The sequence below is a fragment of the Kitasatospora sp. LaBMicrA B282 genome (assembly GCF_050325825.1).
Taxonomy (GTDB): domain Bacteria; phylum Actinomycetota; class Actinomycetes; order Streptomycetales; family Streptomycetaceae; genus Kitasatospora.
The window spans coordinates 21,433-32,444 of record NZ_JBNQTI010000099.1; the positions used below are offsets into that span (position 1 = coordinate 21,433).

The following is an 11,012-nucleotide window of genomic DNA, read 5'->3' on the forward strand; positions in this document are numbered from 1 at the left end:
CCGCGGGGCCTAGCGCAGCGGTCCGTCCCCCGGCTGCTCCTGGTAGGAGTAGCGCTGCTCGGCCCACGGGTCGCCCACGTTGTGGTAGCCGCGCTCCTCCCAGAAGCCGCGGCGGTCGGCGCGCATGTACTCCACCGCGCGCACCCATTTGGGGCCCTTCCAGGCGTACCGCTGGGGGACCACCAGGCGGACCGGGAAGCCGTGCTCGACGGTGAGCGGCTCGCCGTCGTGGTGGGTGGCGAAGAGCGAGCGCGGGTCGGCGAACTCGGCCAGCGGGAGGTTGGCGCTGTAGCCGTACTCGGCCCAGACCATCACATGGGTGACGCCCGGGGCCGGCGGGACCAGGTCGAGGACGGTGGCCGCGGCCACCCCGCTCCACTCGCTGTCGAGCATCGAGAAGCGGGTCACGCAGTGGAAGTCGGCGCGCACCGAGGTGCGCGGCAGGGCGTGGAAGCCCGCGTGGTCCCAGCTGTGCTTCTCGGCCGAGGCGGTGGCGCCGAACACCTGGAAGTCCCAGGTCAGCGGCTTGAACCTGGGCACCGGGCCGTAGTGCAGGACCGGCCAGCCGCGCTGCAGCCGCTGGCCGGGCGGGAGCCTCGGGTCAGCCGGCGGCGGTGCTTCTCGTTCGGACTGACCCATGACTCCATGGTGACAGACGGCGGCCGTCGCCCGGTGCGCGCCCCTCGGCTGTGGTGCGCGCCCCTCCGTCCGGGGGAATCGCGAGCAAATCGGACAATCGGTAACACAACCGAGTGAGTGTGAACTTACTGGAAATATCACCCGTGGCGGTGCCAGGATGCGTCCACCTGGTTCCGGATGCAGCAGGAAGGTTCCGCCATGAAGGGCGACCCCGAGGTCATCGAGTTCCTCAACGAGCAGCTCACCGCCGAGCTGACGGCCATCAACCAGTACTTCCTGCACGCGAAGATGCAGGAGAACTTCGGTTGGACCAAGCTCGCCCGCTACACCCGGCACGAGTCCTTCGACGAGATGAAGCACGCCGAGGTGCTCACCGACCGGATCCTGCTGCTCGAGGGCCTGCCCAACTACCAGCGGCTGTTCCACGTCCGGATCGGGCAGACGGTCAAGGAGATGTTCGAGGCCGACCGGCAGGTGGAGGTCGAGGCGATCGACCGGCTGCGCCGGGGCATCGTGGTGATGCGGGCCAAGAACGACATCACCTCGGCCAACGTCTTCGAGGCGATCCTGGCCGACGAGGAGAACCACATCGACTACCTCGACACCCAGCTGGAGCTGCTGGAGAAGCTGGGCGAGGCGCTCTACCTGGCGCAGCTGATCGAGCAGCCGGAGAGCTAACGGTCCGGGCGGGCTCGGCCGCGCTCCGGTGGGCTCAGGCGGTCCGGTGGGCTCGGGCGCTCCGGCCGGCTCAGGCGGTCCGGCGCAGCGGGAGCGGCTGGTTCGCGGCGAGCCGGTCGCCACTGCGCTCCTGCGCCTCGGGGTCGGCCAGCCCCAGCTTGGCGGCCAGCCGGGCCGTCGGGCACGGGCGGCCGCCGTGCTCGCCGAGCAGCGCCTGGATCCGGCGCACGCAGGAGCCGCAGTCGGTCCCGGCCTTGCAGCCCTGGGCTATCCGGCGCGGCGAGTCGGCCCCGGCGTCGATCGCCTGCTTGACCTGGTCCTCGGTGACCGCATGACACATGCACACGTACATCGCGGTCTCTCCCGGGTGGTGCGGGGGCCGCTCTCCGGCCCATCAGCTAAGCCTTACCTTACCTGGCGCCCCGGAAACGGCGGAAGGCCCTGCCCCACGATCGGGGGCAGGGCCTTCGTCACACTGCGGCCGGGCCGAGCGGCCCGGTGGCGGGGCCGGTCGGCCCCACCGGCTCAGTGCCCGCGGTACATCTCGGCGACCAGGAAGGCCAGGTCCAGCGACTGGCTGCGGTTGAGCCGCGGGTCGCAGGCGGTCTCGTAGCGCTGGTGCAGGTCGTCGACCAGCACCTCGTCGCCACCGCCGACGCACTCGGTGACGTCGTCGCCGGTCAGCTCCACGTGGATGCCGCCCGGGTGGGTGCCCAGCCCGCGGTGCACCTCGAAGAAGCCCTTGACCTCGTCGAGCACGTCGTCGAACCGGCGGGTCTTGTGGCCCGTCTCCGCCTCGAAGGTGTTGCCGTGCATCGGGTCGCAGATCCACACCGGCTGCGCGCCCGAGGCGGTGACCTTCTCCACCAGCATCGGCAGGTGGTCGCGGATCTTGCCCGCGCCCATCCGGGTGATGAAGGTGAGCCGGCCCGGCTCGCGCTCCGGGTCGAGCCGCTCGATCAGGGTCAGCGCCTCGTCGACCGAGGTGGTCGGGCCGAGCTTAACCCCGATCGGGTTGCGGATCCTGGAGGCGAACTCGATGTGCGCCCCGTCCAGCTGGCGGGTCCGCTCGCCGATCCAGACCATGTGGCCGGAGACGTCGTACAGGTCGCCGGTGCGCGAGTCCACCCGGGTGAGCGCGGTCTCGTAGTCCAGCACCAGCGCCTCGTGCGAGGAGTAGAACTCGACGGTCTTGAACTCCTCCGGCGCGACCCCGCAGGCCTGCATGAAGCTCAGCGCGTTGTCGATCTCCTTGGCCAGCCGCTCGTAGCGCTGACCGGCCGGCGAGTTGCGCACGAAGTCCTGGTTCCAGGCGTGCACCTGGCGCAGGTCGGCGTAACCACCGGTGGTGAAGGCGCGGACCAGGTTGAGGGTGGCGGCGGAGGCGTTGTACATCCGCTTGAGCCGCTCGGGGTCCGGCCGGCGGGACTCGGGCGTGAACTCGAAGCCGTTCACCGAGTCGCCGCGGTACACCGGCAGGGTGACCCCGTCGCGGGTCTCGGTCGGCTTGGAGCGCGGCTTGGAGTACTGGCCGGCGATCCGGCCCACCTTGACCACCGGCACCGAGGCGGCGTAGGTCAGCACGGCGGCCATCTGCAGCAGGGTCTTCAGCTTGTTGCGGATGTGCTCCGCCGAGACGCCGTCGAAGGCCTCGGCGCAGTCACCGCCCTGCAGCAGGAACGCCTCCCCACGCGCCACGGCACCGAGCCGGGCGCGCAGCTGGTCGCACTCGCCGGCGAAGACGAGCGGCGGATACGAGGCGAGGTCCGCGAGGGCATTGTGCAGCGCCTGCGGGTCCGGCCAGTCAGGCTGCTGCGCCGCGGGCAGGGACTGCCAGGAGTGGAGATTCGTCACGGTCACGTGCTCAAGGCTACGGGGTGCGACAAGCGGTTTTGTCCTGCCTTCCGATGGGTGAGACACCGGGCGGACATTTCCGCGAGCCGCGTTCACTCCGGTGGGCGATCGGCTACTGTCGCTTCCATGCACGCGCCCCAGAGCTTCTCCTGGTGGTGGGCCACCCGTCGGGTCGGCCCACCGCTCGCGCGTCGCTAGACGACTCGACGGCCGCCCCCCGGGGCGGCCGTCCTCGTCCGGACGGACGGCCTTCCCGGCAGAGCGGACCGGTTCCCAGCCCCGCACCCGGAAGGTAGCCGCCCGTGACCAGCCCCGCCCTCGCCCCGTTGCTCGCCCGGCTCTGCGCGCCGGACGCCCCGGCCTTCGCACTGCTGCACCGCCGCGCCCCCCGGCTCGCCCCGGACACCGTGGAGGTGCTGCTCGGCACGGTCGGCGACCACGACACGCTCGCGGAGCTGCCGGTGCCCACCGGCGCCCCGGCGGACGGGCGGCCGCGCCACGACCTGCTGGCCCTGGTCCCCTACCGGCAGATCCGCGAACGCGGCTTCGAGGCGCACGACGACGGCACCCCGCTGCGCGCGCTCAGCGTCACCGAGCAGCACGGCTACCCGCTCGCCGAGGTGCTCGCGGCGCTGCCGCAGACCCCGGTCACCCTCACCGACGGCGGCTTCGACCTCGACGACGAGCAGTACGCGCAGATCGTCCGGCAGGTGCTCCGGGACGAGATCGGGCGCGGCGAGGGCGCCAACTTCGTGATCCGGCGCGACTTCCACGGCACCCTGGCGGGCTTCTCCACCGAGCTGGCGCTCAGCCTCTTCCGCCGACTGCTGGCCCAGGAGCAGGGCGCCTACTGGACCTTCCTGGTGCACACCGGCGACCGGGTGCTGGTCGGCGCCTCGCCGGAGGTGCACGTGCGGCAGAGCGGCGGCGCCGTGGTGATGAACCCGATCTCCGGCACCTACCGCTACCCCGCCGGCGGCCCGACCCTGCCCTCGCTGCTCGACTTCCTGCACGACCCCAAGGAGCTGGAGGAGCTCACCATGGTGGTCGACGAGGAACTGAAGATGATGTGCACCGTGGGCGACCTGGGCGGCCAGGTGCTCGGCCCGCGGCTCAAGGAGATGGCGCACCTCGCCCACACCGAGTACGAGCTGCGCGGCCGCACCTCGCTGGACGTCCGGGAGGTGCTCAAGGAGACCATGTTCGCCGCCACCGTCACCGGCAGCCCGGTGCAGAACGCGACCCGAGTGATCCGCCGCTACGAGCCCACCGGACGCGGCTACTACTCCGGCGCGCTCGCCCTGATCGGCCGGTCCGCCAGCGGCGGCCAGCAGCTGGACTCGCCGATCTGCATCCGCACCGCGGACATCGACCCGACCACCGGCCGCCTGGTGGTGCGGGTCGGCGCGACCCTGGTGCGGCACTCCGACCCGCACGGCGAGGTCGCCGAGACCCACGCCAAGGCGGCCGGCGTGCTGGCCGCGATCGGCGCCCGGCCGGCCCCGGCACGGCCCGCGGCCGGCGGCGGCCGGATCCGGCTGGCCGACGACCACCGGGTGCAGGCGGCGCTCGACTCCCGCCGCGCCGACCTGGCGCCGTTCTGGCTGCGGATGCAGCAGCCGCTGCCGCCCGCCCAGCCGGAGCGCACCCTGGTGGTGGACGGCGAGGACACCTTCACCGCGATGCTCGCCCACCTGCTGCGCTCGCTCGGCCACCAGGTCTCGGTGCTCCGCTACGACACCCCCGACCTGCGGGCCGCGGTCGCCGCCCACCAGGGTCCGCTGGTGCTCGGCCCCGGCCCGGGCGACCCCGCGGACCCGGCCGACCCCAAGATGGCGGTGCTGCGCCCGATCGCCGCCGAGGCGCTGGCCGCGGCGCGCAGCGGCGCCCGGCCGTACCCGCTGCTCGCCGTCTGCCTCAGCCACCAGCTGCTCTGCGCCGAGCTCGGCCTGCCGCTGCACCGCAAGGCGCAGGTCTACCAGGGCGCCCAGGAGACCATCGACCTCTTCGGCACCCCGCAGACCGTCGGCTTCTACAACACCTTCACCGCGCGCTGCGACCGGGCGGCGGCCGAGCGGCTGGCCGCCGACGGCATCGAGGTCGCCCGCGACCCGCTCACCGGGGACGTGCACGCGCTGCGCGGCACCGGCTTCGCCGGCCTGCAGTTCCACCCCGAGTCGGTGCTCACCCGGGACGGCATCGGCGTGGTGGCCGGGCTGCTGCGCAGCACCGTCGGCCTGCGCGGCCCCTGCTGCGGGGCCGCGGACGTGACCTGGGGCACAATGACCGCCATGCGCATCGGAATCCTCGGCACCGGCTCCGTCGGACAGACCCTGGCCGGCAAGCTGCTCACCCTCGGACACGAGGTCACCCTCGGCTCCCGCACCGCGACCAGCTCCACCGGCACCGCCTGGGCGGCGGCCGCCGGGGCGAAGGGGCACAGCGGCACCTTCGCGGACGCCGCGGACTTCGGCGAGGTGGTGATCAACGCCACCCCCGGGCAGGTCGCGCTCGCCGCCCTGGAGGCGGCCGGCGAGGCCGCGCTGGCCGGCAAGGTCCTGGTGGACGTCTCCAACCCGCTGGTCTTCGGCCCCGACGGCTCGGTCACGCTGGACCCGGTGAACACCGACAGCGTCGGCGAGCGGATCCAGCGCCGCTTCCCCGAGGCCCGGGTGGTGAAGACGCTCAACACCCTCGCCGCCCCGGTGATGGTCGACCCCGCGCGGGTGCCGGGCCGGCACAACCTCTTCGTGGCGGGCGACGACGTCGAGGCCAAGGGCCGGGTGACCGCGCTGCTGGAGTCCTTCGGCTGGCCGGGCGCGGACATCATCGACCTGGGCGGCATCCAGGCGGCGCGCGGCATGGAGATGCTGATGCCGTTCTGGCTCGGCCTGATGAAGCACTACGGCCACACCGACTTCAACTACGCCTTCCAGGTGGCCGACTGACCACCGGTCAGCCCGATTCGACTGACCACCGGTCAGCCCGGTTCGACCGGCCGCCGGTCAGCCCAGCTCGTCGTCCAGTCCGCGCTCGATCGCGTACCGGACCAGCTCCACCCGGTTGTGCAGCTGCAGCTTGCCGAGCGTGTTCTGCACGTGGTTCTGCACCGTGCGGTGCGAGAGCACCAGGCGCTCGGCGATCTGCCGGTACGACAGCCCCTTGGCCACCATCCGCAGCACCTCGGTCTCCCGCGGCGTCAGCTGCGGCGGTGGGCCGGCGAGTTCCGCCGGCCCGCCGGCCAGGCGGCGGAACTCGCCCAGCACCAGCCCGGCCAGTCCCGGGGTGAAGACCGCCTCCCCGGCCGCGGTCCGTCGCACCGCGTCCAGCAGCTCCGCCCGCCCCGCCGACTTCACCAGGTAGCCGAGCGCACCGGACTTGACCGCCGCCAGCACGTCCTCCTGCTCGCCGCTGGCCGACAGCACCAGCACCCGCACCGTCGGGTCGTGCGCCACCACCTGCCGGCAGACCTCGGGCCCGGCCAGCCCCGGCAGGTTGAGGTCCAGCAGCAGCACCTGCGGCCGGGCGGCCCGGGCCCGGCGCACCGCCTCCGGTCCGTCCCCGGCGGTGGCGACCACCTCGAACCCGGCCTCCGCCAGGTCCCGGGAGACCGCCTCGCGCCACATCGGGTGGTCGTCGACCACCATGACCCTGGGCGCCGCGTCCGTGCCGCTCATGTCCGCTCCCCTGCTCGTGTCCGCCGCGCGGAGGTCCCCCGCGCGGACGTCCCCCGCGTTCAACTCCCGGCCCCCGACCCGCCGCCCTGCCGCGGCAGCCGCAGCTCGACCTCGACCCCCTCGCCCGGCACCGAGTGGAACTCCGCGGTGCCGCCCAGGTCCGCCAGCCGGCCGCTGATCGACTGCGCCACGCCCAACCGCCCGTCCCGCCGGGCCTCGGCCAGCCGCCCCGCCGGGAAGCCCGGCCCGTCGTCGCGGATCGAGACGGTGACCGCCGCCGGTTCGTCCTCCAGCAGGATCCAGGCCCGGGCCCGCTCCCCCGCGTGCTGCCGCACGTTGTCGAGCGCCGCCCCCACCGCGGCCGCCAACTGCTCGGCCGCCGCGGCCGGCAGCAGCACCGCGGTGCCGGGGGCGGCCAGGGTGATCCGCTCGCCCGCGTGCCGGCCCAGCAGCTCGCGCAGGTCGTGCTGCTCGGCGCCGTCCCGGCCGACCGGCTGCGGGGCGCCGGTCACCAGCGCCCGCAGCGCCCGCTCCTGCTCGCCGGCCAGCGCCGCCAGCCGGGCCAGCTCGCCCTCGCTGCCGCCGCCCTGCCGGTGCATCAGGGCCAGCACCTGGAGCACCCCGTCGTGGATGTCCCGGGCCAGTCGCTCGCGCTCCCGGGTCGCCGCCTCCAGCCGCAGCGCCTTGCTCAGCGTGGCCTCGCTGGCCCGGGCCAGTTCGATCACGTAGCCGATGGCGCAGCCGACCACCAGCAGCACCACGCAGTTGTGCACGTTGTCCAGGGTCGGGCCGCCGTGCCCGACGATGTTGGCGGCGGCGATCACCAGCCCGGCCAGCGCGGCGAACCGCCAGCCGCCGCGCCCGGCGAACCCGAGCACGGTGCCGGCCGCCCAGATGGTGGGCAGCGTGACGGCGTTGGCGGCGATCCGCTGCGGCGTGTCGACGTACCCGCTCAGCAGCACGCCGGTGACCGTCATCGCCAGGTCGACGCCCAGCATCGGCCAGGAGCAGCGGGTGGGGTTGCCGAAGGCGCGCGAGGTGGCCAGGGTCCAGAGCACCAGCGCGCCCAGGTAGATCCAGCCGGCCACCGGGTGGCGGACGTGCAGGTAGGCGAGGTCGAAGCGGAGCAGCGCGTAGGCCAGGGCGAGCAGCCGGTACCAGCTGATCGCCCGCCACAGCGGCAGCTCCACGGACATGCCGCCGACCGCCATCGCACTCCCCCCGCCCCGCACCCGGCGGCGAGGGCCCGCGGCTCCCCGCCGCGGGCCCTCGCCGTTCTTCTGCTGCTCGCGCCGCTCTGGTGGCCGCTCGCGCTACTTCTGCTGCTCGCCGCCGGCCGGCCCGTCGGCCCCGGCCTTCTCGGCTTCGGCCTTCTCCGCCTCGGCCGCGGCCTTCTCGGCCGCCTGGCGCTCCTTCTCGGCGGCCTTCTCGGCCGCCCGCTCGGCGCGCTGCTCGGCCCGCCGCTCGGCGTCGGCCTTCTTCTTCTCGTCGGCGATCTGCCGCTTGGCGGCGGTCGCGTAGATGTCCACGTACTCCTGGCCGGAGAGCCGCATGATCTCGTACATCACCTCGTCGGTGACCGAGCGCAGGATGAAGCGGTCGTTCTCCATGCCCTGGTAGCGGGAGAAGTCCAGCGGGCGGCCGATCCGGATGCCCGGGCGGATGCCGAAGTTCGGCACCACCTGGCCGGGCGGCTGCACCTTCTCGGTGTCGATCATCGCCACCGGGATCACCGGCGCGCCGGTCTGCAGCGCGACCCGGGCCAGCCCGCCGACCTTGCCGCGGTACAGCTTGCCGTCGGGCGAGCGGGTGCCCTCGGGGTAGACGCCGAACAGCTCGCCGCGGTCGATCACGGCGATGCCGCTGCGGATCGCCGCCTCGCCGGCCCCACGCACCCCGGAGCGGTCCACCGGGAGCTGGCCGACGCCCTTGAAGAACGCCGCGGTCAGCCGGCCCTTGAGGCCCGGCGTGTTGAAGTACTCGGCCTTCGCGATGAAGGTGACCCGGCGCTTCATCAGCGCGGGCAGGAAGAACGAGTCCGAGAACGAGAGGTGGTTGCTCGCGATGATCGCCGGTCCCTCATCCGGAATGTTCTCCGCACCTTCGATCCACGGCCGGAAGAAGATCCGCAACAACGGTGCGACGATCATCTTCATCAGTCGGTAGAACAACCCGGACCTCCTGTATTGCAGACCGGTCGATCCTAATGCCCCGACGGCCCCCGTGATGCACCGGTCCGACGGCGGGGCGCGCCCGGGGGCGGCCGCGGGGCGCTCCCCTGCGGGTCTGTACGCCCCGGCGCACCCGTGCCACGATGGCACCGGCCCGCCCTCCGCGGGTCCTTCCCTCCCTCCGCTCCCTTCCCCTCCCCCCTTCATTCCCCGAAGGAGCCGCCGGATGCCGCTGCTGCCCGGAGCCGAGCCCTACCACCACCACGGTGGCCCCACCGGTGTCCTGCTGTGCCACGGCTTCACGGGTTCCCCGCAGTCGCTGCGCCCGTGGGCCGAGCACCTGGCCGCGGCGGGCCTGACCGTCTCGCTACCGCTGCTGCCCGGCCACGGCACCCGCTGGCAGGACCTCCAGGTGACCCGCTGGCAGGACTGGTACGCCGAGGTGGCGCGCGAGCTGCAGGTGCTGGCCGAGCAGTGCGAGCGGGTCTTCGTCTTCGGGCTCTCGATGGGCGGCGGGCTGGCCCTACGCCTCGCGGCCCAGCAGCCCGCCCCGGTGGCCGGCCTGGTGCTGGTCAACCCGGCGGTGCGGGCCGACCGCCCCGGCACCGCGCTGCTCCCGGTGCTGCGGCACCTGGTGCCCAGCGTGCCGGGGATCGCCAACGACATCGCCAAACCCGGTGCCCGCGAGCTCGGTTACGACCGGACCCCGCTGCACGCGGCCTGGTCGCTGGCCGAGTTCTGGCGGACCCTGCAACCGGAACTGCCCCGGGTCGACCAGCCCGTGCTGCTGCTGCACAGCCCGCAGGACCACGTGGTCTCACCGGCGAACTCCGCCCTGGTGCTGTCCCGGATATCCTCGGTCGATGTGACGGAGCTGCTGTGCGAGCGCAGCTACCACGTCGCGACCCTGGACCACGACGCCGAACTGATCTTCGAGGAGTCCCTCGGGTTCGTGCGGCGGCTGTCCGGGGTCCCGCACGGCACCGAGGCCACCGACGAGCGGGGCTGAGGGCCACCAGGACCGAAGGGCCGGCAGTGCACGAGCACGAGAGCAACACCGCGGGCGACGACGAGGACCGCCCCCGGGAGAACGAGCAGCGCCCCGCTCCCGCCCCCGGCAGCCAGGCCGAACAGGACGCGATCTTCGCCGCCCTGGTCGCCCAGTTCGACGACCCGGTGGACCTGACCCGCCCGGACTGGCCGGAGATCGAGAACCTGCGCCGCATCCCGGTCACCCCCACCCCGGCGAGCCCCGCCCCCGTCCCCCCGGGCCCGCGCGACTGGGAGGCCGCCGAGGACCCCGACGAGGGCCACTTCGTCCCGCCCGAGCCCCCGCCGCTGCCCACCGGCGACACCACCGCCAAGTTCGCCTGGATCGCCGTGCTCGGCGGCCCGGCCCTGCTGCTCTTCGACGCCCTGGTCTGGCGCGAGGTCTCCGGCTGGCCCGCCTGGGTCGGCCTCACCGCCTTCCTCGGCGGCTTCACCACCCTGGTCGTGCGGATGAAGGACCGCGACCCCGACGAGCCGGACGACCCGCACGGCGGCGCGGTGGTGTGACGGGCCCGCGCCCGCACGTCGTGCCGCAGCGCCCCCGTGACCGGGTGGTGGTTTCCAGGGGTTGTTGCAACACGTGGCTGGTTGATCAAGCTGCGAGCAGTTTATGCAGGCGCTCGGCTGGGGTTTCCCAGCCGAGCGTTTTGCGTGGGCGGCCGTTGAGCTCGGCGGCGACTGCCGCGAGGTGTTCCGGGCCGTGGACGGACAGGTCGGTGCCCTTGGGGAAGTACTGCCGTAGCAGGCCGTTGGTGTTCTCGTTGGACCCGCGCTGCCATGGGCTGGCCGGGTCGCAGAAGTAGACCGGGATGCCGGTGGTGACGGTGAACGAGCCGTGGGCGGCCATCTCGGCGCCCTGGTCCCAGGTCAGCGACCGGACCAGGTGGGTGGGCAGGGTCCGCACGGTGTCCACCAGGGCATCGCGGACCTGCTCGGCGGCGCG

General features: G+C 73.4%; 11 protein-coding genes and 1 pseudogene. 5 read left to right on the plus strand and 7 right to left on the minus strand.

Annotated elements, in window-relative coordinates; genetic code table 11:
• Window positions 1-9 precede the first annotated feature (9 nt).
• Entirely contained in the window at window positions 10-639 is a 630-nt protein-coding gene (locus ACQRUO_RS24865) for a sulfite oxidase-like oxidoreductase (protein ID WP_428318274.1), read from the minus strand.
• A gap of 198 nt (window positions 640-837) precedes the next feature.
• Between ACQRUO_RS24865 and bfr the strand changes: the two genes are divergently transcribed.
• A complete protein-coding gene (bfr, locus tag ACQRUO_RS24870) occupies window positions 838-1,317 on the plus strand; it encodes a bacterioferritin (RefSeq protein ID WP_428318275.1) in 480 nt (159 codons plus the stop codon).
• Between the two features lie 70 nt (window positions 1,318-1,387).
• Here bfr and ACQRUO_RS24875 read toward each other — a convergent pair whose 3' ends face one another.
• Both ACQRUO_RS24875 and ACQRUO_RS24880 read right to left on the minus strand, forming a co-directional pair.
• A complete protein-coding gene (locus ACQRUO_RS24875; RefSeq protein ID WP_428318276.1) occupies window positions 1,388-1,669 on the minus strand; it encodes a (2Fe-2S)-binding protein in 282 nt (93 codons plus the stop codon).
• A 173-nt stretch (window positions 1,670-1,842) separates the two neighbouring features.
• On the minus strand, window positions 1,843-3,177 hold the full coding sequence (locus ACQRUO_RS24880; RefSeq protein ID WP_428318277.1) for a class II 3-deoxy-7-phosphoheptulonate synthase: 1,335 nt from the start codon (window positions 3,175-3,177) through the stop codon (window positions 1,843-1,845).
• A 296-nt stretch (window positions 3,178-3,473) separates the two neighbouring features.
• Between ACQRUO_RS24880 and ACQRUO_RS24885 the strand changes: the two are divergent.
• Window positions 3,474-5,405: pseudogene (locus tag ACQRUO_RS24885) on the plus strand (anthranilate synthase family protein); the annotation flags it as partial.
• 57 nt (window positions 5,406-5,462) lie between these two features.
• Window positions 5,463-6,119 (plus strand): NADPH-dependent F420 reductase, encoded by a 657-nt coding sequence (locus tag ACQRUO_RS24890; protein ID WP_428318284.1) that lies wholly within the window; start codon window positions 5,463-5,465, stop codon window positions 6,117-6,119.
• Window positions 6,120-6,176: 57 nt separating this feature from the next.
• Here the strand turns inward: ACQRUO_RS24890 and ACQRUO_RS24895 are convergent, their stop codons facing one another.
• The 3 genes from ACQRUO_RS24895 to ACQRUO_RS24905 all read right to left on the minus strand — a co-directional run bounded on the left by ACQRUO_RS24895 (window position 6,177) and on the right by ACQRUO_RS24905 (window position 9,004).
• Window positions 6,177-6,848, minus strand: a complete 672-nt coding sequence (locus tag ACQRUO_RS24895) for a response regulator (protein ID WP_428318278.1) — start codon at window positions 6,846-6,848, stop codon at window positions 6,177-6,179.
• 59 nt (window positions 6,849-6,907) lie between these two features.
• Window positions 6,908-8,044 carry a MacS family sensor histidine kinase gene (gene macS, locus ACQRUO_RS24900; protein WP_428318279.1) on the minus strand — a complete coding sequence of 379 codons (1,137 nt, stop codon included), beginning with the start codon at window positions 8,042-8,044 and terminating at the stop codon, window positions 6,908-6,910.
• Between the two features lie 117 nt (window positions 8,045-8,161).
• The gene (locus tag ACQRUO_RS24905) at window positions 8,162-9,004 is read right to left on the minus strand and encodes a lysophospholipid acyltransferase family protein (RefSeq protein ID WP_428318285.1); all 843 of its coding nucleotides are present in this window, start codon (window positions 9,002-9,004) and stop codon (window positions 8,162-8,164) included.
• A 241-nt stretch (window positions 9,005-9,245) separates the two neighbouring features.
• Between ACQRUO_RS24905 and ACQRUO_RS24910 the strand changes: the two genes are divergently transcribed.
• Entirely contained in the window at window positions 9,246-10,028 is a 783-nt protein-coding gene (locus ACQRUO_RS24910) for an alpha/beta hydrolase (RefSeq protein ID WP_428318280.1), read from the plus strand.
• 26 nt (window positions 10,029-10,054) lie between these two features.
• Entirely contained in the window at window positions 10,055-10,576 is a 522-nt protein-coding gene (locus ACQRUO_RS24915) for a hypothetical protein (RefSeq protein ID WP_428318281.1), read from the plus strand.
• A gap of 85 nt (window positions 10,577-10,661) precedes the next feature.
• Here the strand turns inward: ACQRUO_RS24915 and ACQRUO_RS24920 are convergent.
• On the minus strand, window positions 10,662-11,012 hold a 351-nt coding region (locus ACQRUO_RS24920), incomplete at its 5' end, for an IS30 family transposase (RefSeq protein WP_428318282.1).

Excerpts from the sequence above, each read along its gene's own strand:
- ACQRUO_RS24865 (WP_428318274.1), bottom strand. The coding sequence starts at position 639 with ATGGGTCAGTCCGAACGAGAAGCACCGCCGCCGGCTGACCCGAGGCTC.
- bfr (WP_428318275.1), top strand. The coding sequence starts at position 838 with ATGAAGGGCGACCCCGAGGTCATCGAGTTCCTCAACGAGCAGCTCACC.
- ACQRUO_RS24875 (WP_428318276.1), bottom strand. The coding sequence starts at position 1,669 with ATGTACGTGTGCATGTGTCATGCGGTCACCGAGGACCAGGTCAAGCAG.
- ACQRUO_RS24890 (WP_428318284.1), top strand. The coding sequence starts at position 5,463 with ATGCGCATCGGAATCCTCGGCACCGGCTCCGTCGGACAGACCCTGGCC.
- ACQRUO_RS24895 (WP_428318278.1), bottom strand. The coding sequence starts at position 6,848 with ATGAGCGGCACGGACGCGGCGCCCAGGGTCATGGTGGTCGACGACCAC.
- macS (WP_428318279.1), bottom strand. The coding sequence starts at position 8,044 with ATGTCCGTGGAGCTGCCGCTGTGGCGGGCGATCAGCTGGTACCGGCTG.
- ACQRUO_RS24905 (WP_428318285.1), bottom strand. The coding sequence starts at position 9,004 with ATGAAGATGATCGTCGCACCGTTGTTGCGGATCTTCTTCCGGCCGTGG.
- ACQRUO_RS24910 (WP_428318280.1), top strand. The coding sequence starts at position 9,246 with ATGCCGCTGCTGCCCGGAGCCGAGCCCTACCACCACCACGGTGGCCCC.